The organism is Paenibacillus sp. 2TAB19, assembly GCF_052115185.1.
GTDB lineage: Bacteria > Bacillota > Bacilli > Paenibacillales > Paenibacillaceae > Pristimantibacillus.
Window position 1 is genome coordinate 12,365 of the sequence record NZ_JBFRGE010000019.1, and the last position, 26,536, is coordinate 38,900.

The window sequence follows — 26,536 nt, forward strand, 5'->3', positions numbered from 1 at the left end:
CTATTACTTAGTCATTACCCGTCAATTTCTAGGTTCGCGCAATAACAGCGCGGGACACCCCATTTGGGTGCCCCGCGCTCATGATGAATTGCAAATAACAATTTACTCAGCCTTTAACGCCGCCAACCATCATGCCTTTGACAAAGTATTTTTGCAAGAACGGATACACCATGATAATCGGTACGGAAGCGACGATTGTCATCGTTGCCCGGACGGATAGCGGCGTGACTCTATTTTGCTGAGCTCCGCTCGCGCCGCTTATCATGCCATCCATGCCCGACGTACCGGCAGTCGTGTTGGAGTTCTGCAAGATCTTCTGCAGCTCATACTGAAGCGTGCTTAGATCGATATGCGAAGAGTTGTACAAGAACACGTCGAACCAGGAATTCCATTGAGAGACGCCCGAGAACAAGGCGACAGTAGCGAGTACGGGAGTCGTCAGCGGCAGCACGATGCTGAAGAACGTCCGGTATTCGCCGGCACCGTCGATTTTACCCGATTCGAGAATGCTGTCCGGCAAGTTCTCGATGAAGGAGCGGATAATGATCAGGTTGAAGACGCCGATCAAGCCCGGCCAAATATAAACCCAGAAGCTGCCTACCAGATGCAAATCTCTCATCAACAAGAAAGTAGGAATCAGGCCGCCGCTAAAATACATGGTCAATATAAATGCAAGCGTAATAAACTTCCGCAGCACAAACTCCTGACGGCTGATGGAATAGGCTACCATCGCGGAGCATATCACCGTCAAGCCCGTTCCGATGACCGTACGCAAAATCGAGATCAACGTGGCATGGAAAATCGTAGCCTCCTTGAAAATGTATTGATAGTTGTCCAGCGTCCACACCCTTGGAAGCATGTAAATACCGCCTTTAAGCGAGTCCTGTGAGCTATTTAGCGATACGGCCAATACGTTAAGGAATGGATAAAGCGTAACGACCATCAGCAAAATCATAAAAGTATAGTTGCAGATGTCGAATATACGATCGCCCATCGGGGCTTTGATTTTGTATTTCTTGTTCCGATTCACATCGCTTGAAGCCATCTGAAAACCCTCCTGTTCTAGAATAGTCTTGCTTCGCCCATTCGTTTCGCAATATTGTTCACTACGAACAACAGGATGAAGCTGACCACTGTCTTAAACATGCCTGCCGCGGTGGAAAGGGAGAAGTTGCTTTGCGCGATGCCGTATTTCAAGACAAATATATCAATGTTCTCGGAATAGTCCACGTTCATGCCGTTGCCCAGCAAATATTGCGGTTCAAATCCCGAATCCAGCAAATATCCGATATTCATAATTAACAATACGACGACGACTGATTTAATGCCAGGCAGCGTAATGTACGTCATCTTCTGCAGCCGGTTCGCGCCATCAATCTCTGCCGCTTCGTACTGTGCGGGGTCTATGGTTGTCATAGCGGCCAAGTAAACGATTGTGTTCCATCCGATATCCTTCCATATCGAGCTTGCTCCGAAGATCGTCCAGAAGTATTCAGGAATGCCCAAAAATAAGATTTCATTTCCTTCGTTCACAAATCCAAGCCAAACCAACAGTTCATTAATGATACCGTCTGGCGACAACGTCGTTTGGATGATGCTGGCCGCCACGACCCAAGAAATAAAATGCGGCAAATAACTAACCGTCTGTACGGCCCTCTTAAAGGCAGCCTTCCTTAACTCGTTTAGCAGCAGCGCAAGGGTTATCGCCGTCAAGAAACCAAAAACAAGGTTAATGGTGCTCATCGCAAGCGTATTGCGAAGTACCCGAAGGAACCTTTCGTCCCCGAATAAAAATTCGAAATGGTGAAAGCCGATCCACTTCTGCTCCCAAAACCCGAGTGCAGGCTTGAAATCCTGGAAAGCGATCGTCCAGCCCCAAATCGGAACGTACTTGAATAGAATTAGCCATAACAAAAATGGCACAGTCATTATTACGAGCGCACGCTGCTGAAGCAGCTTCGCAAAGAACAGCTTGATTCCCTTCGGCTTCTTGTTTATTGGCGGCCGGCTCGTTGTCTGTATCGCATTGGACTCCATCATTTTCTCTCCTTCCGGTACCGAAGCATCTTGCCCTAACAATAGGAATAGGCCGGACACTGATCGAATAAAAATCGATATGTTAAGCCCGGCCTATCTCCGTCATCCTTTATTTAAGAGCTTCAACCTTCGCCTTGGCTTTCTCCGTCGTCCACTTCTCATAGCCGGCCGTATCAAGCTTGCCGAATTCTTTCATGTACTCTTCCCATATCGAGTCGAATTTGCCAGGATCGGCAAGGACAAGCTTAGGGAAGTACTTCTTCGTCAACTCGTCCTTTTTCGTTTCCCACATGATTTCCGGCGAATTTTGCTCCTTAGCGAAGCCCCATGCCGGATACCATGGGCGGAATACAGGCTTTGCGAACATTTGGGAATACGTCTGAGCGCCGTATTTGTCCAGGATTGCTTTATCCGCTTCCGTCAAGCTCGCTTGGAAATATTCAGGCTGAATGTTTACACCCTTGGCATTACCGTCAGACAGCGTAGAATTGGCTCCGTAGCTTGGCCAGTTCCAGCTATAATATTTAAAGCCGAATGTCTCGTTGAACGCTTCGTTGATTTTGTCGATTTGCTCCTGCGTACGGTAGAAACGGCCTTCTTCGTTAACCTCGTACGTTTCGCCTTTAATCCCCCACGACGTCAGGATTTGGTTCTCTTCTTTCAACAAGTTGTCGAAATATTCGATAATGCGGACCGGATCTTTGGCGCTGACCGTAATGCCGATACCGCGGTTAGTAACAACGCCTGCTTCCGCATCGATGTAAGCGTCAGTAATGCTCTCGTCGAACGTAATCGGCAGCGGGAAGTATCTGTACTTATCCAGGGAAGGATCCTTGCGCGCATCATCCTTCAGCACGTTAAGCGCATTGTCCACTTGCCATTTGTAATCAAAGAAACCAAGGACGTTGTGCGACGTCAACTTCGCGATGTATTGGTCGTAGTTATCTACGAACGAAGCTTTGTCGAATAAACCCTTTGCGTTCAGGCCATTGAGCGTCTGCAGCCATTTTTTCGTGCCTTCGTCGCCTGCATACGTCTTCGCTTCCAACGTATCCGCGTCGATCATGACGTTGCCGTCGTTCGGATAACCCATCAAGTGCATCGGCACATTGGACGTTGCGAAGAATCTCCAGTCATGCGTAAGCGAAATGAGGCCTGTCAGCTTCTCGTCCTTATGCTTCGCTTCATAGTCCTCAATAAGCTTAATGTATTGGTCAAGCGTCTTAACGACCGGATAGCCCGCTTCCTCGAGCACGCGACGCTGAATCCAGAACCCTGAGCCCGCTTCAGGATCGGGAATAAACTCGCCTACCTGGGCGGCGATTGGTAGAATATATAGCTCGCCGTCAGCCGATCTCATTTGGTCGAGCGTATCCCCGTATACCCGCTTGATGTTCGGACCGTGCTTCTCGATCAAATCGTCAAGCGGAATGAATGCGCCGGCATTTATTACCTCTTCCATCGCCGCGTCCGGAATGAGCACGTCCGGATATTCGTTCGCCGCGATCATCGTGCCGATCTTCGTGTTCAAGTCGCCAACGAGAAACTCCAGCTTGAAGTTGACTCCGGTTTGGTCCTCGAGCATTTTGCCGATCGTCGTCTCGTTGGTGTTGCCGTCCTTGGATCCTGCCACTCCGTTATAGATCGTGTACGTTACCTTCTCCTTCGTCGGCTCCGATGCGCCCCCGTTATTACCGGTTGCGGCGTTCGTTGCAGATGGCTTGTCTGTGTTGTTGTTGTTGCCGGAGCAGGCCGTCACGGCGGACAGCGTCAAGGCAGCTGCCAGGCTGAGAAGCAATACTTTGTTTTTCTTCACTATTCTTCTTACCCCTCTCTCATCTAAATGTACGTACAACCTAAGTATAAAAGCGATTACATCGTTCGTTTACCCGCCTAACTGCATCGAATTCCTCACTAATTATTGATTTCAACCCGAATAAACTATTGCAGGTTTACTTTATTTCGATATTCGGACGGCGTCATTCGCTCCAGCTTATCGAATTGGGTAACGAAATAATCGGGATTGTTGAAGCCTACCCTTTCAGCCACCTCGTAGATTCGCATGTCCTTTATCCGAAGCAGCTTTTTGGCTTCCGCGATCCGCAGCTTTTGCAAGTAATCGTTAAAGTACAAGCCGTAACTTCTTTTGAAGAGCTGACCCAAGTAAGCGGGGTTCATGTAGAATTGACTGGCTATAATTTTCAAGCTAATATTTTTGCTGTAATTCTGATCCACGTACGTTTTGATTTTGTGCATTGTGCCCTTGCCATAGGAGCGATACAGTTCGCTTACCATAACGCCGGCCTCAAAGACAAATGCGGTAAGCAAGCGTTTGATTTCCTCCAGCGTAACGTTGTGATCATGCCAATTAATGACCGGCTCGAAGGAAGCAAGCTCGGTTTCATCCCCCTCCATGCCCCTAATCGATTTGCAAATCACAAGCACGCATTGGACAATGCCGGTCTTGATTGCTTCAGGAGAATAGCGTTTACCGCGAAACTCCGAAAATAACGAGTCGATGACCTGTTTCATCTCGTACGAATCGTTCTCTTCGACCGCCTCTACCAGCCTTCGGCATATGTCGTCGTCCAATTGACTGTAAATTAGTTCCGTTCCGCTCACGTCCGAAGAGGCAATGACGCGATCGGTGCTTCTGTAATATTTGCAGCTCATTGCTTCCTTGGCACTTGTATACGACTCCTTGATACCACTCAAATGTTGGACGGTTGTTCCCGCATAGGCGCGGTACTCGAGTCCGAATTGCTCGTTTAACCGCAATAACAGAAGCTCCATAAACGCATGTACGCTGCCTCCGGCTTCGGAGAGATGCATACTCGTAACGATCAACCCATATGTTCGGCGATGCTCATAGAGAATCGGATCGGAAGCGCTTGGAGCCAGCTGCCGCACCGCAGCCCGAATACTTGCCCGCAGCTCATCCGTCGACGGCTGCTTCTTGTCGCTCCATGGGTGAACATTGTTCAGCTCGATCAGCGTGTATGTAAACGTTCGAGAACCAATTGCCGTCTCATACCTCATCCAAGCATCCGCCGCGTCATCTACGGATTCTCCGCGTATGAGCGCTTCGATCTGCTTCTCGCTCAACAGCTTGCGTCGTCGCTCCTGAAGCTCTCGTTTCTTCGTCAGCTTGTCCCGCAGCTTGCCCAGCGCTTGAGCGATGTCGTCCTCGTCTACCGGCTTAAGCACGTAATCGAGCACGCCGAAACGAACGGCCTGCTGCGCATAGGTGAAGTCGTTATGTCCGCTAATAATGACGAATTCCGTATCAAGCTTCTCTTCCTCTGCCGCCTGGATTAAGGCAAGACCGTCCAGAACGGGCATCCGAATGTCGGTGATGACTAGATCGGGCATTTTATCCCGGATCATCTCAAGCGCATCCTCTCCATTGTCGGCCTCGCCAATGACCTGATATCCGTTTCCTTCCCAATCAATCATCCTTATAAAGCCTTTACGGAAATATATTTCATCGTCGACAATAATTACGCTATGCATGCAGGCAACCCTCTCTCTTCGAAAAATAGGAATCGCTTAGGAAAAACAGAAGCGGCGTTCTCTCCCTTATTGAACTCGAGGGACGACCGCCGCTTTCTTCATCGGATAACATTTTTATTTCTTAATTGCATTGCGAATAATCGTTCGGCCTCTCTCTTACATCAATTTATCGACTTCAAGACAAGTGCACAACCCGACAAACTCTGTATAATTACCTCTCTAATTCTAGTTTCTACGACTATCAGAGCTTCTTGCTAGGTTAGCACCTCATCTTATGCCTAACTACCTCGCTATGATATAATGTAGAAATGCTAACATGGAGGGGTACGGATGGCTCATATTTACTATGTTGAAAGCAATACTACACACGCAAGCAATTTTGTTATTGATGTGCCCGTAGGTTATCACTGGCTCCTTGTGATCACTAAGACTCCTGCGAAGTTTTGGGTCAATGGCGATCTTAAGGAATACCCTGCTCACAGCGCCGTCCTCTACCGCCCAAAGCAAAAAGTTTATTACCAAGCCAGTTCCGATTATTTCGTCAATGACTGGATCCGCTTCGAATCCAATGAATCTTATATTACGAAATCCTCACTTCCGCCCGGCGTTCCTTTTTCCATCAACGATCCTGACTATTGCCATAAGCTGTTTGAACTGCTAGTCATCGAGCATAACTATAATCGCGATTACAAGGAATCTTCCATCGACTATTTGCTCCGGACGCTGTTTAACAAGCTATTGGAATCCTATTCTCATGATGTCATTACGCCTCATTACTACAATCTATTAAAGATTCGCACAGCGATTCAAAACGATCCGGGAGACTGTTGGACGGTTTCGAAAATGGCGGATTATCTCCAAATAAGTCCGGGCTATCTTCAGAGCCTCTATAAGAAAACGTTTGGAATTTCCTGCATGGATGACGTCATTCAATATCGAATCCGATTAGCGCAAGAATATTTGATTCATAGCACCCAAAGCATTGTTGAGATCGCTTCCCGATGCGGATATCAAAATGTGGAACACTTTTGCCGGCAATTCAAAAAGCTGACAGGGTATACGCCAAGAAATTTTCAAAAGGCGGCCAAAACGTGATGTCCCCTGCAATTRAGGCAGCAACGGTTAATCCGTAGCAAAAGGCGATGCAGGCAAGCCTTCCCGGCTATACAGGTTGGCACCTTCCGGATTGTCAGCCCATGCATATCTCACCCTGGCGGGATCGGGAACTTGATCATCATGCGGGGCAAACGGAACTTCATTTGATTTTGCATAAACGATGTCTCCTCCATGCTTATGTGTTGTGTTTGAAATAGTGCTGCACAAGAAATGTCATGACCTCATTCGGTTGTTCCCTGGAAAACTCGGCCCGATCGGCAAACAACATCCCATACGGCGCTTCGGACGAATAGGGCTCCCATCGCGGCAGCTCCTCTCCTGTACAATCCTGTCCGTTCGGATCTCCGGAACGAATGAAGTTAACCCAGTAATTGCACATCAGGCGGGCCAAATCGTAATGTTTGCCGWCAAACGGTCTCCAGCATTTAGCAAGCGTCTCGAAGAAAAACCAAAGATCCACCGAGTGGAAGGTGCCGGGATTATCCCATCCCGGTATTTCCGCGTCGAAATGATAATAGTACAAAGGGATATTAGCACCTGAGTGCGTATTAGCCTGTCCGGCAATGCGAATCGCATATTCGATGCCGCTTACCGATGCCTTGCTCACAATCCCCTCCAAATTGGCTGAACTGAAATCGACAAGCGCCAGAAACGTTTCGGCATCGTCACCGAACACGTCTTCTGCCATTTTCTTAAAGTCGTCAAGCGTCCCGGCATTCGGAACGCTGAAAAACTCGGAGGACGTATGACCGAACATGACCGGAACCATCCATCGCTTATTACGAAGGAACCGTTCAAACGGGTTACCTTCATTAAAGACCTGATCCGCGACGGTGCCCCAAAACCCTTGGTACTCCACAGCCTTGTCGCGAATATATACCGCATCCAGTTGCCGGGCTTCTGCAAGCGAAGAGACGCCAAGATACTCAAAAAACTTCAAACCGTCCTGTTCGGCTTCCGCCAAATCGCTCCGAAGACCGGGCATGAGGGTTCCCGGGTAGAGCTTCGTAAAGATTCCGCTTTGAATAATCGCCCTCTGAAAGAGTCCTTCGTTCTGAGGCGAAGTGAGCTGGCTCATGACGCTTCCGCCTCCGGCCGACTGTCCGCCGATCGTGATGTTGTCCGGATCTCCGCCAAAAGCCTCAATATTTCGCTTGACCCATCTCGTAGCCGCTTGTTGGTCGAGGTTTCCGAAATTAGCAGGCGCTTCCGGTGCTTCCGACGTAATTTCGGGATGGCATAAAAATCCGAATACATTCAAACGATAGTTGATTGTAACTACCACGATGCCCCGCCTAGCTATCCGTTCTCCGTCGAACTCCATTTCTGCCGTATGGCCAACCTGCAGTCCTCCGCCAAAATACCATACATATACAGGCAACATTTCATCGGTATGATTGGCCGGTGTCCAAACGTTCAGGTATAGACAGTCCTCATTCATGGCGATGTCCGGTTCCACTGCCCATTCTCGGGTATAGATGTTTTTTTCATCAAGCTCTTGCCTCACCTGCATCGAGATCGGCGCGAATTCGTATGCTTTGAGCACGCCATTCCAGTCTTTYGCGGGCTGCGGGGCACGCCAACGATTTTCCCCCACGGGCGGCGCGGCGAACGGTATCCCCTTGAAGCTCGTAATTCGGGGGTCGGCCGCCGGCAATCCCTGAACGATTCCGTTCTCAACCTTCACTATTCTAAGCATGCTTAACAACTCCTATCATGTAACAGATCAAATGCTCCATTTTGTCGGAAGCGTTTCCATTGTTAGCTTTGCCAAAACACTGTCTTGGAACAAAATATTATAATACGAGCCCTTATCAGACAATGACGTATGCGACTATTTCATTGATGTATCCTAATATGTAATGATTTCGGTTTAGCTCCTCCAGAAATGCTATAGTTTTTTAAGAAAACGCTTTAATTCCTTAACCAGCGGCCATGTTATGATGAGTTTTAATACGATAATAATGGAGGTTACGATCGTGTCCAATACAACTAAAGGGGCTTTCCATACAGCCGATTACAGGAATTTGTTCAAAGAGCTCGGATATTCCGAACAGGAAATACACGCCAGACTGGAGCAGGCTTGGAACGAATTATTTTATGGCCGTGCCGACTTGCGAATCTATTATCCTATGGGTGACGATAAAGGTTATCTCCTCGATACAGGCAATTCGGACGTTCGATCCGAAGGTATGTCGTACGGCATGATGATGGCCGTGCAAATGAACAAGAAGGAAGAATTCGACCGTCTCTGGAACTATGCGAAGACGTTCATGCAGCATACGGAAGGCCGCTACAAGCACTATTTCGCTTGGCACTGCAAGCCTGACGGTACCCGCATCTCCCAGGGACCGGCACCGGACGGGGAAGAGTTTTTCGCCATGGCTTTGATCTTCGCTTCGAATCGCTGGGGTGACGGACCGGAGCCGTTCGACTATTCCGAGCAAGCGAAGACGATACTTCGAGCGTGCATACATCAGGGAGAGAACGGCGAAGGCGATCCGATGTGGGATCCCGCTACCAAGCTGATTAAGTTCATACCGGAATCGCCGTTCAGCGACCCTTCCTATCATTTGCCTCATTTCTACGACTTGTTCGCGCTTCATGCGGATGAGCAGGATAGACGCTTCTGGAGGGAAGCCGCCGAGGCAAGCCGCGCTTATCTGCGAACCGCCTGCCATCCGGTAACCGGACTGTCGCCCGAGTACGCGAATTACGACGGGAGTCCTGCCGTACCGCAGCCTCACGGCGACTACCGGCATTTTTTCAGCGATGCCTACCGCGTAGCGGCGAACATCGGACTTGATTATGAATGGTTCCGCAAAGACCCGTGGCAAGTCGAACAGTCGAATCGCATTCAAGCGTTCTTCCGCGAAATCGACGTATCCGACTATCGCCGTTACACGATTGACGGGAAGGCATTCGAAGAATCTTCTCTGCATCCGATCGGCCTTCTGGCGACGAATGCAATGGCATCGCTTGCCGCGGACGGACCGGATGCCGCTCATTTTGTCTATTTGTTCTGGAACACCCCTTTGCGTACCGGCGAGCGGCGTTATTACGACAATTGCCTGTACTTATTCAGCCTTCTGGCATTAAGCGGAAACTACCGTATCTATTAACCGACTGCCCGATATAAATACAGAAAGCGGCGATCGACTCCCTTGCTAACATAAGGGGGCGATCGCCGCTTTCTTTTTCTATGGTCTCTATTAGCTGGTAGTCAGAGAATCACGATACTCCTGGGGCGTCATTCCCGTTACCTTCTTGAAGAACCGCGTGAACGAATGAGCCGCTTCATACCCGACTGACACGGCGACCTCCCTGACCTTCAGATCGTTGTCGCGCAAAAGCTCCTTCGCCTTTCTGGCCCGGCAAGTATCGATATATTCGGATAGATTAATGCCTCGTTCCTGCTTGAAGAAACGCGATAGATAGGAAGGATTGAAGTAATGAATTTCCGCCAGTCGCACCAAGGATAAATCATCGCTTAAGTGCTCGTCGATATACTGGCAGATCCGGTCGATCACTTGCGATGTTCTATCCCGATCGTCGCTCTGCTTGTAGCGGAAGATCGCATCCGCCGTTTGCTTCAAATAAACAAATCCATCCTTCATGGAGGCATGGCAATCGAGCCGCATCAGCTTCGAGTGGTCGTCGAGGCGATTTTGCAGACCCAGACGGTTTAAGCAAGAATACAGCATCAGGGCAACGGAATAGTACGCTTCAATCGATCGCTGCGCATGCTCGTTATATTGCAACGCTGCCATCGCCAACTGATCCCAATCCGCATAAAATTCGTCCGCCCGGCCCGCTTCCAAATGCGCTGCCATAATCTCCGCCTTGCGGCCCGGCACGAATGTTTCCTTGCCGCCGAAGCCGTTCATATTCTCGTCGCGATCCCGCAATATCATGGAAATGCCGTCGCCGATCTTCAACTGCTGCAGCTGGCGCAGCCTTTCATATTGGTGGGTGACCGTTATCCAATCGCAGTTTGCGCCGCTTATAGTCAATGTAATCTCTAATCCGAGCGACGTTAGGCAAGCTTCCTGGATAAGCTCGAGCACACCTTCCATATAGCGGATAAAGTCACCACCATGGATTCCGCTTGACTCTTTGGACGGCTGAATAAACCACATCAGGTCTCCATGCCTATCGACGATTCCGATGCTATCGGCGTGGTCCTTCAGATAGGAATCCCATACCGTTCTTGCTGATACAAGGAGCTTGCTTCTCTCCGTATACGTCATCCTGGGAGGGTAAGACAATCGAGCAAGTACAAGCATAACCGGATTCGTCGGATCCAAGCCAATATTCAGATGGCCGAATTCCTCGATGACTCGCGCTTGCTCTGCGCAAAGAGCGTCGCTTTCTTGCAGCAGTTGCCTCATGTAATCCCCTTGCGCCATGAATTCGTAAGCGTACTTCTGCTCGCGCGACTGCTCCAGCAGCGTGCTCTCGAGATTGCTGCGCTGAATGTCGAGCAATGCGCCCCGTACGGCCTCCGTCACTTTCGCATAGCCTTCCGTCTTCAGCAAATAACGGACATCAGGCATCTGGAAAGCTCTATACGCATAGTCAAATTCGCTATGACCGGTAAGAAAAATAACTTTGCATCTCGGCCAATACGTCAATATTTCTTCCGACAATTCCAGACCGTTTTTGCCCGGCATCGCGATATCGGTCATGACGATATCGATGCGCGTACGCGCCATCCAAGCGAGCGCTTCCTTAGCCGAATATGCTTTGCAAACATCCAATTGATCCGGCATGAGATTGCTTAACACTTCGTAGAGGCCGTCTGTAATAATTTCCTCGTCATCGACGATCAGCAATCGGTGCATCTCCATCCGCCTCCTTTGGATTGATCCGTATTTCGACTCGCAAGCCGTTCAACTTGCTTCTGGACAAAAATAATCCGCTGCCTTCTCCGTAAGTCAACATAATTCGGCGATGAATATTAATGATGCCCGTCATTTCATGCGCTTCGCCGTTGTTCGTCATTTGGTCGTTCAACGCTTGGATCATTGCATCGTCAATCTGACTTCCGTTGTCCTCGACAACGATCAGCCAATCCGACTCATGCCTCTCGAACGAAACGCGAAGAAAACCTTCCTCCGACATTTTCTCTAGGCTATGCTCGTATGCATTCTCGATGATCGGTTGAACAATAAGCCTTGGTACGCGAATTCGCTCCATTTCCTTCGGAAGTTCGTCGAATTGCACGCTGATACGCCTGGAGAACCGAAGCTTCTGGATCTCCGTATACATCCTGGCATGCTTGATTTCTTCGGATAAGTACACATTGTCTTCACCGTTGCGCGTAATGAACCTGAAATRTTCGCCGAGCATATTGGTGAACAGCTCGATACGATCCGTATCGCCCGTCTTGGCTAGTGAATTAAGTATGAAAAAGCTGTTATATAGGAAATGCGGGTTAATCTGAGACTGAAGCTGCTTCAGCTCGGCCTTCTGCATCATGAGCTTCTGCTTGAAATCCTGGTCAATCAGCAGTTGCAATTTGTTCAGCATCTGATTGAATCGATCGTACAAATAACCGAATTCGTCTTTGTTCTCGTGTTCGATCTGGATATCAAGCGTCCCGCCTTCCATTCTGCGGAAGCTCTGAACAAGCAGCAGCAGCGGCCGATGAACGAGACGGTAAGTCGAGAGAGAATAGACAACGATCGCAAGAATCGAGGTTGCCGTAAACAGCCAAGCCCATTTATTAAACTTGTTCAGTGGCCTCTTCACCGTCTCCTCCGGCAAATAGGTCACTACCGCAAGGCCCAATTCAGATGATTCCGCTTTGTCGATATGGTAGGATCGTCCATCTGCTTTCAATAGCAAGGAACTTTCCTCCGAAAGTCGCTGCGCTTTCAAATATTCGTTCAAAATATGAGGTGATTTATCGCTGCCGAGCAGGGTGAAATTCGCCTCTTCAGCGATAAGAAAAGAGCCGCTTTCGGGATACACGCTCAATTGGTTCAGCGATTCCTTCAGCTTTGCCGTATCAAGCTCGATCTGAACGATGAAGAGCGGCTCTTCTCCCTTCTTCCCGCCGTACTTGGAGGCGCTAAGATGAAGCGAATCGCCCTGCCTAATCAAACGTTTGGCTCCGCTTCGTTCCGACAAAGCCCGAATTTGGTCATACCTTCCTTGCTCCAGATCGTKAACGGCATTGCCGAACGATAACGTTTTGCCAATCGAGGGGATATGAACGTATATATCCTTCATATACGCGCTGCTGTTCCTAATGGAAGTGAGCCGATGAACCAAATAGTCCATGCTCTCCTTCTTTTCGACGCTGTCCATCATCTCCCACGTTACCGCGACCTTCGTAAGCTCTCCCTCCTGCAGCATATCGAACTGCTGGACCTCCAGCCATTCAACCTCGCGGTTCATGTCATCGAGATAAGAGGACAACTGCGCCAAGGTGTTCCTTGAGATGTCCTGGCTTGCGTTGGTATAGCTCCAATTATACAAATAAACGCCTAATATAATGATGGGCAGAATGACAACGAGATGCATGATGACAAGCCTAAGAAACAAGGCGTGGCGCATGGAATTGACAGGTATCTTGAGCAATCTTACACAACTCCTCGCAAGCAGCTTAGTCCGCGCAGTGAATAGGTGAAGGGAGCGAACGAAGCCTAGTGCTTACTGCGTCTTTCGGCCCTTCTCCGCGTACCATTCGTTAACCTCGGTCGTCATCTCCGTCCCGCCTAACCGATGCCACTCCTCGACGAAAAGGTCGAATTCCTCGATTGGCCGTCCGAGAATAATGTTAATGAACGTTTTGTTTTTCAACTCGTCCAAGATCGATTGCTTCTGGATGATCGCTTCCGTCGGAACGCCTACGAAGCTCTCGAACAACAGTTGATTGTTTTTTTCATATTGTCTGAATATCGAGAACGCTCCCTTCGGACCATAGGTACGTTCCCAGCCCCATCCGGTTATGTCGTTTCTCGTCCGATAAACATCGATGTTTTTCTGAATCGCTTTGGCTTCATCATGGAGAACGGCTTCGTCTTCCGTCGCCCGGAACTCCTCTAATTGCAGAAAAGCTTCATAATTTTTTCGCAGAGGGGCCGGAGTAACGGGCGAGAGCTGCCAAGCCGGGTATGGGGTGCTATAGTACGTTTCATATTCGGCCGTAACGCCCCAATTTTTCTCCAGATGCAAATTGATCATTTTCACGATCGCTTCGGGATGCTGGACGCCCTTCTTGACGGCCAAAAATTGATTAGTCGCAAATCGGAGCGGTACTTTGGCAGGCTCGCCCGTTGCCGACACGATCGGGTATGGCTGCCAGTCCGCAGCTGCGTCTTTCTCATAACTTGATTGAACGGTGAAGGAGCCCCATTGCTCGCCGTACATGATGCCTATCTTCCCTTCCGCGATCAACGTCTTTTCTTTGCGGCCGTCCTTCAAGCCGAATTCCGGATCGATCTGACCGCTACGGTACATGCCTTGAAGCACGGTTAGCGCTTGCTTCACTTCAGGCTGTACGGCTCCATTAATGAGCTTGCCGGTATCGTCCTCGAGCCAAATATTCGGATATGCGCCGTAACCGGCCATAAAGTCCAACGCACCCATGACGGGATCCCATAAATATTGCGTCAGCGCCAGCCCGTACGTATCATCCTTGCCGTTGCCGTCAGGATCGTTCTCTGTAAACGCTTTCGAAATCGAGAGCAGGTCGTTCATCGTCTTCGGAGGCTTAAGCTTAAGCCGATCCAGCCAATCGGTTCGTATCCACAAAAATTGGGCAGCCTCAATCGATGCCGCTGTTTCCGGAATAGCCATCAGCTTTCCGTCTATCGTTGCCGCTTCGAACGGTCCGGTTCCTTCCTGACTTAGCACGTCCTTGGTGAACGGCGCCGCATACTTGTCATACACGTCGGTCAAATCCTGAATTAAACCTTCGTTCGCGAGCTGCCGCAGCTGCTGCGCATTCACTCTTACGATATCGGGAATATTGCCCGATGCCAATGCCGAGCCTAACTTCTGATGATAGAGATCGTCTTTGGCCGTCCATTCGTATTTTACCCGAATGCCCAGCACATCCTCGTAAAGCCGGCTCCAACGATTATCCTCGAGAGTCTCTCCCGGAAAATGGCTGATCAAGTCGCCGAAATCTTCATTTATATTCCSAACGAGCGTAATCTCGATCGGAGGAATGTATTTGGTTAAGCCCGGATCCGAATAGATCGCTTCTTCCACGCCTCTCTTATCCGGCTCCTCAGTCGGGCGCTGATGCTCGCATGCCGCAATCGTCTGCACAAACATTAATACGGCAAGCATAATTGCAGCCTTGTTCCCTATTCGCTTCGGCACGATTACAACCCCATTTCGCGGCAACGCAATATTTATGCATAATTATCATTCTCCCTGATTAGCAGCAAAAAAATCAAGGTGCAATTATTGATAATGTTATCAATTATTTACTTCGAGTTAAGATAGGAGCTTGTGTAAAATGGAATCTGATTGCCGACCGCACACAAAAAAACACGCCGTGTATTGGCGTGTTTGAATGGCCCTCGTCATTCTGATAATGCTGCATTATTTAGAGCTTCGGTCTTCCAACGCCCATTCCAGCGCTTCTCCAATCCGATCGTTCCAGAAGTCCCAGGTATGAGCGCCCGCGGTTTCCTTATAAGTATGTTCGATCCCTTCGTCTTTCAAATAGTGATGGAATCGCTGATTGACATCGAGCAGAAAATCTTCAGTCCCGCAAGCCATATAAATATGAGGCATGTTCCCTTTGCCTTGCTYCAACCGACGAACTAGCTCCTCGGGATCCTTATCGCTGCCAAGCAGGGAGCTGAGGTCTCCAAATACACTTCTGTAATATCCGTAACCCGCGATGCCATTATGATAACCTGGCTGAATGTTCGCGATTTTGTACGGTATAAGTGCCGATGATAAGGCGATGATCCCGCCGAAGCGATCCGCGTAATGGAGTCCATTGCGAATGGCCCCGTATCCGCCCATAGAAAACCCGCCTATGAATGTGTCTGAGCGTTCTTGTGAGATGGGAAATGCTCGCCTTGTAAATTCCACAAGCTCTCGTCCGACATATTCGCCAAACCTCATTTCACTTTCTTCGTCGTCCAAATAAAACCGGTTTTCTCCGGCGGGCATAAATACCGCAATGCGATGCCGGTCCGATAGCTCTCGAATGCGCGAAAAGCTGATCCAGTCCGTATGGCTGCCGCAATAGCCGTGAAGCAGATACAGCGCCTTAAGAGGCACATTGGCCGCGTCTTCTCGCCCGGGGGAAACTGGTTGATCGAGCGGCAGCAGAGCATTAAAAGTTACCTCCCTCTTCAAGCATTCCGAAAAAAAGCTGATTTGCATCGTGGCCATGTAATCATCTCTCCATTTCTTTCGTTCTTCTACTATGAACAACTATACTTTGACGGGTTTTTGGTGTGGCCGGTTTGCACTAAGATGAGTTAATCTATCTAAAGCTCCTTATATCAAAATGAAAGGATATGGGTACAGCCTATGAAATCAACTCCCTTCTATCATTCAGCTATCCGTAATCATTTGATTTGTACCTGCAGTGGTTATAAGCCCCCCAATCTGCATAAGTGGGGACCGGGTGTACGCGATATTTATGCTTTGCATTACATTGTAAGCGGTAAAGGGATTTTGGAGACGAGAGATACTGCTTTTGCATTAAAGGCGGGGGAGAGTTTTATTATTTTTCCACACACGGAAGTCTATTATTACCCGGATAAGCACGACCCGTGGGAGTATGTTTGGACCGAGTTCAAAGGTGATGAAGCGCAGCGACTAGTGGCCTTGGCTGGTCTTGGACCAGAAAAACCAGTGGTCTCTAAATCTCCCGACAATCTGGAGCCTTATTTTCACATCCTCGGAAATACCAATGCGCAGCCATTCGACAAGATACGTTCTGATGCCAAGCTTCGTCTGCTGCTGTCTTACTACATGGAATATTACCCAAAGGAAGCGAGCATTCGTTCGAACGATTATGTAGAAACTGCGAAACAATATATTGAGAATAACTATTGGAAAACGACGATTACGGTCACGGATATTGTGAATGTCGTAAACATTGAGAGAAGCTACCTGTTCCGCCTGTTCAAAGATGCTACCGGCATGTCCGTATCCAACTATCTCACAGCCTGTAGAATCCAGCGCGCCGGTGAACTATTGAAGGTGTCCAACTTGTCTATCAAATCTATCGCCTGCTCCGTAGGCTATAGAGACCCGCTGTATTTCTCGAAAGTGTTCAAAAAAGCAACGTCATTTACACCTTCGGAATACATGACGTTGCTTTAGACTGCTATAACAGGTAGTTAACGAAACAGGATACAATTGCCTGATTCTCTATAATATTTAATCAATTTGACGATAGGCTCGCGACCACATTCCAGCTTTTGGCCCAGGCAATCGATGCATAAATAATCCTGTGCCGTTCTAGAGACAAGCTTCAAGTAGATGGCCACGTCGTCTGCCATTAGAGGGATCTGGCATGTTCTGCACAGTCTGTTGTTGAGCATTTACTTTACCAGCTTTGCACGTACAACTAAACAATCATGCGCCGGCACCACAGGAGCGTATCGTTCTTTATATACCCCTAGTTCCTTATGCTCCCAACAGTCATACAGAGACAACGAATATCCGGCGGCATAGGGGAGTCCGATATCCCAGAACTGCAGCGACAATTCTCTCTGACTGTCGCTCAGGTTATAAAAGCCAATCGCCAGATCGCCGTCAGACAGCACTTTCACCAGCATAAAGACATCGTTCGTGTGGAACCATTGCGGCTCCGGTTTAATGCGGTAAGCACCGCGGCCTTCTCTATCTTGATTGATTGCGATGAGATCATGGTTCATTAAGATATCCTTTGTAGCCGGAGTTGCCTTTCGGATGTCGCAGCCGATCATAAGCGGAGACCCCATCATGCTCCATAACGAAAAATGCGTTTTGTACTCCGTGTCGCTGCAGCCCCCAATCTTGCTGCCAATAAAATCATTATTGCTGCCGCCATACATACCGACAACCAGCATATCCATATCGTTGTGACAATAGGAGCCTGTATAGCATTGTTTATCCAACTGCGATAACGTCAGGTTTTTGATCGAATCCCAATGATCCTGGATATCCCCGGTGGATCGATACATATGAGCGCCCGATTCGCGGATCCACTKGTATACATGATCTTCCCCCCAATTGCAGGCGGAGAATAAGATGTCCCTTCCGCAGTTTCTCAGAGCGATACTCATACGCTTATACAGCAGCTCTCCCGAAATATGGCGCGGCTTGAAGCAGTAATCGTATTTCAAATAATCAACGCCCCACTCCGCAAATAACTGAGCATCCTGAAATTCATGTTCAAAGCTGCCTGGATATCCTGCGCATGTGTGGGTGCCAACGCATGAATACATGCCGAACTTTAGTCCTTTGGCATGAATATAGTCTGCAAGAGCCTTCATACCGCTAGGAAATTTGACAGGATCGACTACCAGGTTTCCGTTCTGATCCCGCTCCTTCAAGCTCCAACAGTCATCAATTACAATATATTCGTAGCCGGCATCCTTGTATCCCTCCGACACAAAGATGTCCGCAACATCCCGAATCAACTGCTCATTAATGTCCCAAGTGAATGTGTTCCATGAATTCCACCCTAAGGCGGGCGTCAGCCCCAATTGCTTATGATTGTCCATTATGAATATTCATCCTTTCGCTAGACCTGATAGGGTACAGCACCCTCATATCAGTGTACTTGGCAAATGTGTTTTCCTATTCAAATTACATCATAAACGCGATTTTCCAGCCTATAGCTTTACGTTGCTTTTTTATGGATAATTGTTGTTTCGTATAAGAAACACCTATCATTTGACTGGTTGTAAACGCTTCATTTGCCATTATGATAGGGTAAAGGAGGCGAAGCCGTTTGGAGGAGCTTGAATATCACCTTCACCTTGTACCCCATATTTTTCTGTTTGTAGACCGCAGATGTTATCCGGATTGGAAGATTCAGAAGACGACAATCGACTTTCATGATCTCACGTTTGTAGTTGACGGCAGGGCCGATTACTACATTAACGGCGAGAAGTTCGCTGTCGAAGCGGGTGATCTTATATACGTCCCGGAGGGCAGCATTCGTGAAGCCAATACCTTTTGGGGTTGTCCTATGAAAGCATATCCGTTTAATTTCTTTTGGGCAGACCCCCATAATCATGTCCGTCTTCCTTTTGAAGTCGTAACCAAAAATGTGATTACCAAAGAAATTCTAGGCTACATTCGTGAATTCAACCAGGTGTGGATGAGCAAGCAACCCTTTTATATGATTCAAGCTCGGGCATTGTTCGAACTTATTCTCCATCGGCTTCTTAGCAACTTTAATCGCCGATCGTCACCTGGAATGGATCCTCGGATAAAGAAATTAACCACCTTCATCGCCGAGCATTATTCGGAAGACATCACGATTAACGATTGGGCGGAAAGGCTAAACCTTCACCCCGCCTACATAGGGAAATTATTCAAAGATAACACAGGTACAAGCTATAAAAAATATTTGCACCGCATCCGCATCAACAACGCCGAGGCCATGCTGTCCTTAGGCGACTTTACGGTAACGGAAGCAGCCGAACGCTGCGGCTTTCACGATATATCCTATTTCAGCAAAGTGTTCAAGGAAACGAAAGGATATCCTCCATCAGCGGCTAAGAAGCTTTGARATCAAATACAGTCCCCCTAATATTCGCMTATTAGAGGGACTGCTGAACTGCTTATTAACGGTTATTTTTGCCAAACCTCATCTATGGCTGCCTGGAACGGCTCTTTATATTTCTCGACGACGGTCGATACCGAGATGCCCTCCAATAATTCACCTATGAATTCGTAATAAGGCATCGTTGGATATCCATTAACTTCTTCGACGATTCTGATGCTCTCTCCGGCAACCTTCGCATTATTGAGATCGTCCTCGTTGCTGAACAACGTTTCGAATCTCGATTGCTTCGGATAATCATAAATGGATTCAATATCGTTAATCTTCTCGTAAATGTAGACAAGCTGTTCCGGATTCTCGACTGCGCTAGGAATGGTCAAATAGTTCGGAATCGTATTGAAAGATTGATATTGCGTAGCGCTCGGTCCTTTAGGGAATGGGAGGAAGCCGATGTCGATGTCCGGCATATCCTTCTTCAGATTCTCCATTTCATAATCGGCGCTTGCGAACATCAGAGTGTTGCCTTGACGGAAAAATTGTCCCGGTTCAGTCCAATCTCCGCCTTCAGTAGGTCTTCCGACGCTCTCGGTTGCAAGCCGCGACAAGAAATGCAATGCTTCCAGCGTTTTCGGATCCTCGAGATTCTGTTTATCCTCGGCTATCAGATTCGCTTCGTTCGCAGCCAGGGCTTGGACAAGAATCGAAGCGCCGGCTAGCCCCCACGTATCGAGTTTGCCGTCATTATTCGTATCCTTGTTTGCTTCTTTCGCGACTTGAATAAAAGTGTCCCAATTCCAATTTTCTTCGTTCACATATTGCTGCAGCGGCTTCATGCCCAGTTGGTTCATTAACGTGCGGTTGTAGAAAACGCCTTGCGAAGCGCCGTTGATGCCTGCCCTGAATCCATAGCCTCTTCCTTCGAACAATGCATATTCATTCGTATATTGCTGAATAAATACTTTTTCGTTTTTCGTAAACTCATCTACCGGCGTGAACATGCCCTGCTTGACCAGTCCCGGAATCATCCATGGTCTAGCTACGCGGATAATATCGCCAAGCGGCTCTCCCGCTAACAAGGAAGCCGATACTTTTTGCTGAAACTCGCCATAATCGACTACGACATATTCGATTTTAAAATTATGCTTCTTCATTAAGGCATCCAAATTTTCTTTCATCTTGATATTGTCCGGGTTATCTTCTTTAATCGACTCATCGTACCAGGATACCCATTTGATCGTACGTCCGCCCATATCGAAATCCATTTCGGGAGTACCGGTAACTTCCTCTTCTCCGGTAGACTCGTCGCCTCCGCTTTCCGTTGCATTCGTTGGAGCCGTTGTGCCTTCAACATGATTTCCGGTATCGTTACCGTTATTGCCTCCGTTTGATCCACTGCTGCATGCTGCCATAAGAACCAAGATTAGACTACAGAACAGCAGCATTGTTTTACGCTTCCACATGCCATTTCCCCCTTAGCCATTGGTCATACCCTAATTATGCAGCGCTTTCAAAAGAATGAATTCATGAGGCAGCCGCTACATGGATAATGATAGTACTCCCAATGATCACGAACCATAGAGGAATTAGAAATGATTTGTAACTTTTAAAGATTATAAAAGCATCACCCGTATAAGTGATGCTCAGATTGTCGCTTGCGTTTATCTAAAAACAAGCTGTGAAAAATGGTATAAATCGTTTTTCCATACCGGCCAATCATGCCCGCCGCTCTCCTCGTACCAAATATGTGGCACATTATTAAGTTCCAAATAAGCATGAGTCCGATCGCTGACATGCTTAAGAGTGTCCAGAAGCCCGCATGACAGCCAGAGCAGACTAAGCTTAGACGACGCTTCTTCCGGATTCGGGACAAGCAGCTCGGGCTCCTTCGTGTTAGGTGCGGAAGAAAAACCGCCAATCCAGGCGAATCGATCCAGATTGGCTAAGCCGATATTGAGCGATTGCCCTCCTCCCATCGATAAGCCGGCCAGAGCACGAGTCTCTCTACCTATCTGAACCGAGTAGTTGGACTCTACATAAGGAATGAGATCATGCAGCAAATCAAGTTMAAAGTCTTCGAACGCCTTTAATTTGTTCGGGTCGAATAGATTTCCTTCCGCCCGGTCGTTCGCCATGGCACGACCGTTGGGCAATACCACAATCATGGGCGCAAGCTTGCGTTCCGCATACAAATTATCAAGGATCACCTGCGGCCCCGCATGTTTGTACCATTCCGACTCGTCGCCGCCGATGCCGTGCAATAGATAAAGAACGTTATAGCTTAAATCTTCGGAATAACCGGGAGGGAGGTAAATCATCGCTTTGCGCTTGCAGCCTACCGTCGTCGAGAAATATTCAATCGATTCTATTTTGCCTCGGGCAATGTCTTCCTTGTTCTGGTCAAACCCTAGCGGAGCGGCATTTCTAATCGAATCATAGTCAATCGAACTCATCGTGTTTCGTTCCCCTTCCTAATGACACTTGATTAACTGTCGACAAGTATAAACCTTTCCACACTGAGCAAACAACCTGTCAATGGATACTTCTCACTCGTACGCCAAAGATAGAGTTAGAAGGGGCATAATGCCATAATTAGACAGGTTGTCGACGTTAACTCCCGAATAGTACACTCGTTTTTGCAAGCGCATACATTTCATTCTTATAACCCCCCATCTCTCCTATCCGCTTCGCCCTCCCGTTGTACTACCATGAATTTACATATACCAAACAAAAAAAGGAGATGAGTATTAATGATCAAGAAGAAAGTCAGCTTAGCAGTAAAGCTTCTGTTGCTTATGGCGCTAGTGATATCGCCAATGCTGCTGAGCGGCAAGAAAGCAGAGGCGTGGGTCGGCATGCCGATGTCCAAACTCCATGTAAGCGGCAACCAGTTGGTGAACAGCAGCGGACAGCCCGTGCTGCTGAGCGGGTGGCATCAACCCTCTGGCGCTTACTGGACGTACCAGAACAGCAATTACTACCTGAATCAGAATGGCGGGAATCGGCATGCGGCCATCTTGGCGTATTTGAAGGATATTACCGACACCTTTACGAGCACCTCGGCCAAATACGGCAACAATCACGGGTGGTACATGAATCAAGTACGTCTATTCATTGACCGGGAAGACATGGGCGACGTTGCGGCGGGCACATACAATTTTGCCGGACTGCAGGCCGTTACTCAGAACGTTATCATTCCATATATCAACTACGCCAAGACCAAAGGCTTGTATGTCACGCTCGGCCTTGATTTCACTTTAAGCAACAACCAAGCAACAACGCCGGACAATCTCGCCAAGTTCAATCAGATTTGGGGTTACCTCGCTGATCAGCCGGGCATAAAGAGCGCGGATAACGTGATGTTCGAGCTCGTTAACGAGCCGGTACTATCCGACGTCAACGGCGTTTGGGGCGGTCATCCATCCCAATCCAACTTCGTTGCGTACTGGAACTCGCTCAAAAATTTCCAAAATTCCATGATCTCCACGATTCGCGGCAAAGGTGCGGATAACGTCATATGGGCGTCCGGACTTGGTTGGGATCAATACTATCAGCTGTGCGCTGCATACCCGCTGACGGATCCGCTCAATAATGTCGGTTATTCGGTCCATTGGTACCCGGGCTACGGAGCCAATGACAATTACACGACTTTGCAGCAGCAATGGGACACCAATATCAAGCCATGCGCCGATAATTATCCAATCAATATTACGGAGACAACCTGGTTCAAGACCCAGGCGGGAGACTCCTCCTATTGGGATCTGTTCAACGGCTCGAATGCGGGCTTCGGCAAAAATACCAAAGCGATCTTTACGGCCGCGGGAAATGTGAGCATTGCCGTCCATATGAACGGATTTTTGCTGGATCCCGGCACGCGAAGCTCATTCGCAGACCCGACAGGCGGTTTAATGTATGATGGCAATACGGCCAGAGATGGCATGGCCCGCTTTATTTTCGAATGGTACTATGAACGCGCGCAGTTTAATCCTTGGAATGGCATATGGAACGGAGTCACGAATGGAGCGACTTACAAGCTCGTCAACCGTGCTTCGGGTAAAATACTCGAGGTTCCGGGCGGGCAGAACACGAGCGCGCTGCAACTTCAACAATGGACGGATAATAATGCGAACGCGCAGCGCTGGGTCGTTACGGATCAAGGCACCTACAATAACTATTACGAATTGCGAAGCGTTAGTTCCTCCGATAACAAGGTCATGGATGTTCGTAACGGAACGAAAAACAACGGGGAAGCGATTCAACTTATGCAGGATCTCTCCAATACCGCGCAGCAGTTCCGATTGATCAAAATGAGCAACGGCTATTGGAGCATTCTGAACGTGAATAGCAACAAAGCGGTCGAGGTTGTCGGATCCTCCACGGCCGATGGAGCGAAGATTCAGCAAAATCTGTACCGCGGCGATCTCAATCAGCAATGGCAGCTGGTTCAAATTAATTAGAGATAGCGAGTGCACTGGGCTGTCTCTGTATGGCCATTAAACGCAGTAAAACCGCAATTCATGATRAATTGCGGTTTTTTTGTTGCAATTAATCGGAACTCTTTACTCGCACAACACCCTCTCGCTCGAGAAGCTCCAGGAAGATCGGCCGCTCGTCTGGCGTCCGGTTCGGCGCGTGTATCGTTAGCATTTGACGGCCATCGAAAGCGTGGAACACCATGCCGTGTCCGCCGTCGCTCTTGAACAACGGTTCCGTCTGCTGTACCCAAGGACCAGCCACTTGGCCCGATTCCGATTGCGCCACGCCCAAGGCGTACTGGTTGTCGATAAAGCTTGCCCACAGCATATAGAGATGACCTTCCTCGCCTCTGAAGAGATAAGGGCCGTCCGTCACATAGTTGGCTGTATCCGCATAACGGGGCGATACGTAAGGTGTTGCCCACTTAGCTTCCGAAGCGCGGAATAGCAAGACTGGCTCCGAAGCCGCGGCTCTAAGATCGCTGCTCAACCGTATCGCGCAAACCTCGCCGTCGCCCACCTGCTGCCATTCATGGCAGAAGACCATCCACGGCACGCCGTCTTCATCCACGAACAAGCTGCCGTCGAGCGAGCTCCAGCCAGCGGGGGTCAGRGGCCCGTCGCTATGGGGAATGAACGGCCCGAGCGGCTGATCGGCCGCAAGCACCGCGGTGCCAAGCAGAGCGTTGTCCCTTCTGCGGAACGTGGCGAACATATAATACCGCTCGCCGTAAGCGTACACTTCCGGCGCCCAGAAGTTCGTATCCGAGAAGAAATCCTCCTCGGGACGGAATACCGGATGCGGTCCTTCCCAAGAAAGCAAATCCTCGCTCACATAGGCATCGAAGCCCGTTCCTGCACCCCATATATTTTTATCCGTGCTTCCGAACAGATAGTATTTGCCTTCCACCGGCATCGCCAGCACGAATGGATCGCGTATTTGAATATCCTTGCATTCCAGCGTCATCTTAAGCTCCCCTTTGCGAATTAACGGTAAGTAGGCGGAACGATGCCGATTCCAGGCTCTTCCGCCCTGAACCGGCTTCCCACGAGAACGACTTGCTCATTGCCGGAAACGCTGAACGGGATATTCGAGCCGCCCCATTCGATCATCCCTTCGACCTTCCTCGGAGTCATGCCGATTAGACCAAGCAGCTTGCCGCTTCGATCGGTAATGACGCGTATACCGCTCGGGAATGCGATCCAGCGCTCGCCGTTTCGGTAGATAACCGATTCGCCCTCCCCGTTAAGCAGCTCGAAGACGTTCTCCGCCACCGTTCGGCTGTAAGCGGTATCGCCTGTCGGCTCTTCGCCATGATCCATCGCATAAGGACGAAGACCCGTGAACCACAGCTCGCCTGTTGGGCGAGGCATGATGCCGCATAGCCGCTCCACATAATCAAGCACGCATAGAATCGAAGGCGAATACGCTTCGRTGAAGCCCTCTTCCCCCGTCCACGGACTAACGGCTTGCGCGAAACGGGTAAATCCGGTTGCGGCCGACAGGATCGACTGCAGCACCCAGGTCAGCTCGACGTGGCGGCCATGATGTTCGAATGCATGCGGCGCGCGAATCAGGCTAAGGAAATTGGATGGCCCCGCCCAGCTGTTATAGCTGGAGAAAGGATCGAACCGTGGATCGTCCATCGCCAGCGACGTAAACGGATATTTAGCGAAAAACTTGCGCGTATTGAGCAAATAACGACGCAGCATCGAATCAAAAAACGGCCGATCGCCGACCTCGCATGCCATAACTCGCAGAAGCACATCGGACTGCACGCGCACGAACTGTCCATTCTGGTCTCTATCGTAGAAGAAATGATCCGTTTCATCGAAGCAATACCGGTACAAGCTATCCAGCGATTGCTCCGCCTTCGCTCTCCATTCCTCGCCCGACTCTCCCAGCTCCTCGGCCATCCGCGCCAAATACAGCCTTTGGCAGTAAACGTTGGCGGTAAGATCGGGAGCTAGAAACGGCAAGATCGGCGAGTCCGGATTGACCCGCGTCGCATCGCCGAGATGCGGCGTATCCGGCACATGCCAGAACCTGGGCGATAGATCATGTCCGGTATCAAAAGCGCTGAAAGCCTCCACGCAGCCAGTACCGAACGTATCGCGATATCTCACAAGCCATTCGTCATATCGGGTCATTGCCCCGTACATCGTCTTCAGAAATGACTTATCCCGGCCTTGCAGGGAATAGTGGTTCCAGACGGACCTGGCGAGCGGCGTGACGAGCTGGATTTGCCTATAGGAGGGGCCATGCTCCGTTATTTTATACGGAAGCATCCCATCCTCCCTTTGATGCTTGGCGAACGACAAATACGTCTCTTCGGATACCGAAGGCACGAAGCGCGAGAGCAGCTCGGCGTTAATCGTGCCGGTGCTCTCCAGCCAACAGCCGAGGTAAATGCCGCCTTCGTGCAAGATCGGCTTCTCTCCGCCCGTCGGCACGATGCAAGCAAGCAGCGAGCGCAAAGCGGCATAATAAACCTGCTCAAGCCGGCCTTGCGAGGACGCGAATTTCACCCCTGCCCGCTTCCATTCCGCGATAACGCTGCCATCGGATTCCTTGATCGGCTCGCCGATCCGTTCATCAACGGACAAGCTCCTTAATTTGTCCAGCAACATCGATTCACTCATCTTAGATCGTCTCCTTCGCGTATGCATAGCGAAACGAGCTGCC

General features: G+C 49.2%; 19 protein-coding genes. 5 read left to right on the top strand and 14 right to left on the bottom strand.

The window, feature by feature from the left end; genetic code table 11:
* Nucleotides 1–106 precede the first annotated feature (106 nt).
* The 4 genes from AB4Z33_RS10885 to AB4Z33_RS10900 all read right to left on the bottom strand — a co-directional run bounded on the left by AB4Z33_RS10885 (nucleotide 107) and on the right by AB4Z33_RS10900 (nucleotide 5,550).
* Nucleotides 107–1,045 carry a carbohydrate ABC transporter permease gene (locus tag AB4Z33_RS10885; RefSeq protein WP_442049954.1) on the bottom strand — a complete coding sequence of 313 codons (939 nt, stop codon included), beginning with the start codon at nucleotides 1,043–1,045 and terminating at the stop codon, nucleotides 107–109.
* 17 nt (nucleotides 1,046–1,062) lie between these two features.
* Nucleotides 1,063–2,037 carry an ABC transporter permease gene (locus AB4Z33_RS10890; protein WP_442050003.1) on the bottom strand — a complete coding sequence of 325 codons (975 nt, stop codon included), beginning with the start codon at nucleotides 2,035–2,037 and terminating at the stop codon, nucleotides 1,063–1,065.
* 109 nt (nucleotides 2,038–2,146) lie between these two features.
* The gene (locus AB4Z33_RS10895; protein WP_442049955.1) at nucleotides 2,147–3,853 is read right to left on the bottom strand and encodes an ABC transporter substrate-binding protein; all 1,707 of its coding nucleotides are present in this window, start codon (nucleotides 3,851–3,853) and stop codon (nucleotides 2,147–2,149) included.
* A 125-nt stretch (nucleotides 3,854–3,978) separates the two neighbouring features.
* On the bottom strand, nucleotides 3,979–5,550 hold the full coding sequence (locus AB4Z33_RS10900; RefSeq protein ID WP_442049956.1) for a response regulator transcription factor: 1,572 nt from the start codon (nucleotides 5,548–5,550) through the stop codon (nucleotides 3,979–3,981).
* 330 nt (nucleotides 5,551–5,880) lie between these two features.
* Here AB4Z33_RS10900 and AB4Z33_RS10905 point away from each other — a divergent pair, with 330 nt between their 5' ends.
* The gene (locus AB4Z33_RS10905; protein WP_442049957.1) at nucleotides 5,881–6,645 is read left to right on the top strand and encodes a helix-turn-helix transcriptional regulator; all 765 of its coding nucleotides are present in this window, start codon (nucleotides 5,881–5,883) and stop codon (nucleotides 6,643–6,645) included.
* Nucleotides 6,646–6,841: 196 nt separating this feature from the next.
* Here the strand turns inward: AB4Z33_RS10905 and AB4Z33_RS10910 are convergent, their stop codons facing one another.
* Nucleotides 6,842–8,365, bottom strand: coding sequence for a carboxylesterase/lipase family protein (locus AB4Z33_RS10910; RefSeq protein WP_442049958.1), 1,524 nt, complete (start codon nucleotides 8,363–8,365; stop codon nucleotides 6,842–6,844).
* A 265-nt stretch (nucleotides 8,366–8,630) separates the two neighbouring features.
* On the opposite strand from AB4Z33_RS10910, the gene AB4Z33_RS10915 reads away from it, so the two are divergent.
* The gene (locus tag AB4Z33_RS10915; protein WP_442050004.1) at nucleotides 8,631–9,788 is read left to right on the top strand and encodes a glycosyl hydrolase family 8; all 1,158 of its coding nucleotides are present in this window, start codon (nucleotides 8,631–8,633) and stop codon (nucleotides 9,786–9,788) included.
* Between the two features lie 90 nt (nucleotides 9,789–9,878).
* On the opposite strand, the gene AB4Z33_RS10920 is transcribed toward AB4Z33_RS10915, so the two are convergent.
* The 4 genes from AB4Z33_RS10920 to AB4Z33_RS10935 form a co-directional block, all read right to left on the bottom strand.
* The gene (locus AB4Z33_RS10920) at nucleotides 9,879–11,510 is read right to left on the bottom strand and encodes a response regulator transcription factor (protein WP_442049959.1); all 1,632 of its coding nucleotides are present in this window, start codon (nucleotides 11,508–11,510) and stop codon (nucleotides 9,879–9,881) included.
* Nucleotides 11,485–13,254 (bottom strand): sensor histidine kinase, encoded by a 1,770-nt coding sequence (locus AB4Z33_RS10925; RefSeq protein ID WP_442049960.1) that lies wholly within the window; start codon nucleotides 13,252–13,254, stop codon nucleotides 11,485–11,487. Before AB4Z33_RS10925 ends, AB4Z33_RS10920 begins: the two co-directional genes overlap by 26 nt.
* A gap of 72 nt (nucleotides 13,255–13,326) precedes the next feature.
* Nucleotides 13,327–14,973, bottom strand: a complete 1,647-nt coding sequence (locus AB4Z33_RS10930; protein ID WP_442050005.1) for an extracellular solute-binding protein — start codon at nucleotides 14,971–14,973, stop codon at nucleotides 13,327–13,329.
* A 258-nt stretch (nucleotides 14,974–15,231) separates the two neighbouring features.
* On the bottom strand, nucleotides 15,232–16,038 hold the full coding sequence (locus tag AB4Z33_RS10935; RefSeq protein WP_442049961.1) for an alpha/beta hydrolase: 807 nt from the start codon (nucleotides 16,036–16,038) through the stop codon (nucleotides 15,232–15,234).
* Between the two features lie 141 nt (nucleotides 16,039–16,179).
* On the opposite strand from AB4Z33_RS10935, the gene AB4Z33_RS10940 reads away from it, so the two are divergent.
* Nucleotides 16,180–16,980: an AraC family transcriptional regulator gene (locus tag AB4Z33_RS10940; protein ID WP_442049962.1), complete on the top strand. Its 801-nt coding sequence runs from the start codon at nucleotides 16,180–16,182 to the stop codon at nucleotides 16,978–16,980.
* A gap of 221 nt (nucleotides 16,981–17,201) precedes the next feature.
* On the opposite strand, the gene AB4Z33_RS10945 is transcribed toward AB4Z33_RS10940, so the two are convergent.
* A complete protein-coding gene (locus AB4Z33_RS10945; RefSeq protein WP_442049963.1) occupies nucleotides 17,202–18,368 on the bottom strand; it encodes a glycoside hydrolase family 27 protein in 1,167 nt (388 codons plus the stop codon).
* 230 nt (nucleotides 18,369–18,598) lie between these two features.
* Between AB4Z33_RS10945 and AB4Z33_RS10950 the strand changes: the two genes are divergently transcribed.
* A complete protein-coding gene (locus tag AB4Z33_RS10950) occupies nucleotides 18,599–19,384 on the top strand; it encodes an AraC family transcriptional regulator (RefSeq protein WP_442049964.1) in 786 nt (261 codons plus the stop codon).
* 62 nt (nucleotides 19,385–19,446) lie between these two features.
* Here AB4Z33_RS10950 and AB4Z33_RS10955 read toward each other — a convergent pair whose 3' ends face one another.
* Together AB4Z33_RS10955 and AB4Z33_RS10960 are read right to left on the bottom strand one after the other, a co-directional pair.
* On the bottom strand, nucleotides 19,447–20,838 hold the full coding sequence (locus AB4Z33_RS10955) for an ABC transporter substrate-binding protein (protein WP_442049965.1): 1,392 nt from the start codon (nucleotides 20,836–20,838) through the stop codon (nucleotides 19,447–19,449).
* Nucleotides 20,839–21,036: 198 nt separating this feature from the next.
* Nucleotides 21,037–21,828, bottom strand: coding sequence for an alpha/beta hydrolase (locus AB4Z33_RS10960; protein ID WP_442049966.1), 792 nt, complete (start codon nucleotides 21,826–21,828; stop codon nucleotides 21,037–21,039).
* A 297-nt stretch (nucleotides 21,829–22,125) separates the two neighbouring features.
* On the opposite strand from AB4Z33_RS10960, the gene AB4Z33_RS10965 reads away from it, so the two are divergent.
* A complete protein-coding gene (locus AB4Z33_RS10965) occupies nucleotides 22,126–23,832 on the top strand; it encodes an RICIN domain-containing protein (protein WP_442049967.1) in 1,707 nt (568 codons plus the stop codon).
* Between the two features lie 88 nt (nucleotides 23,833–23,920).
* Here the strand turns inward: AB4Z33_RS10965 and AB4Z33_RS10970 are convergent, their stop codons facing one another.
* Together AB4Z33_RS10970 and AB4Z33_RS10975 are read right to left on the bottom strand one after the other, a co-directional pair.
* Nucleotides 23,921–24,817 (bottom strand): glycoside hydrolase family 43 protein, encoded by an 897-nt coding sequence (locus AB4Z33_RS10970; RefSeq protein WP_442049968.1) that lies wholly within the window; start codon nucleotides 24,815–24,817, stop codon nucleotides 23,921–23,923.
* Nucleotides 24,818–24,837: 20 nt separating this feature from the next.
* Nucleotides 24,838–26,493, bottom strand: coding sequence for an MGH1-like glycoside hydrolase domain-containing protein (locus AB4Z33_RS10975; protein ID WP_442049969.1), 1,656 nt, complete (start codon nucleotides 26,491–26,493; stop codon nucleotides 24,838–24,840).
* Nucleotides 26,494–26,536: the final 43 nt, after the last annotated feature.

What these genes read in the sequence shown, in the direction of transcription:
- AB4Z33_RS10940 (WP_442049962.1), top strand. Translation starts at nt 16,180, where the DNA reads ATGAAATCAACTCCCTTCTATCATTCAGCTATCCGTAATCATTTGATT.
- AB4Z33_RS10885 (WP_442049954.1), bottom strand. Translation starts at nt 1,045, where the DNA reads ATGGCTTCAAGCGATGTGAATCGGAACAAGAAATACAAAATCAAAGCC.
- AB4Z33_RS10965 (WP_442049967.1), top strand. Translation starts at nt 22,126, where the DNA reads ATGATCAAGAAGAAAGTCAGCTTAGCAGTAAAGCTTCTGTTGCTTATG.
- AB4Z33_RS10955 (WP_442049965.1), bottom strand. Translation starts at nt 20,838, where the DNA reads ATGTGGAAGCGTAAAACAATGCTGCTGTTCTGTAGTCTAATCTTGGTT.
- AB4Z33_RS10900 (WP_442049956.1), bottom strand. Translation starts at nt 5,550, where the DNA reads ATGCATAGCGTAATTATTGTCGACGATGAAATATATTTCCGTAAAGGC.
- AB4Z33_RS10915 (WP_442050004.1), top strand. Translation starts at nt 8,631, where the DNA reads ATGGAGGTTACGATCGTGTCCAATACAACTAAAGGGGCTTTCCATACA.
- AB4Z33_RS10905 (WP_442049957.1), top strand. Translation starts at nt 5,881, where the DNA reads ATGGCTCATATTTACTATGTTGAAAGCAATACTACACACGCAAGCAAT.
- AB4Z33_RS10890 (WP_442050003.1), bottom strand. Translation starts at nt 2,037, where the DNA reads ATGGAGTCCAATGCGATACAGACAACGAGCCGGCCGCCAATAAACAAG.
- AB4Z33_RS10920 (WP_442049959.1), bottom strand. Translation starts at nt 11,510, where the DNA reads ATGCACCGATTGCTGATCGTCGATGACGAGGAAATTATTACAGACGGC.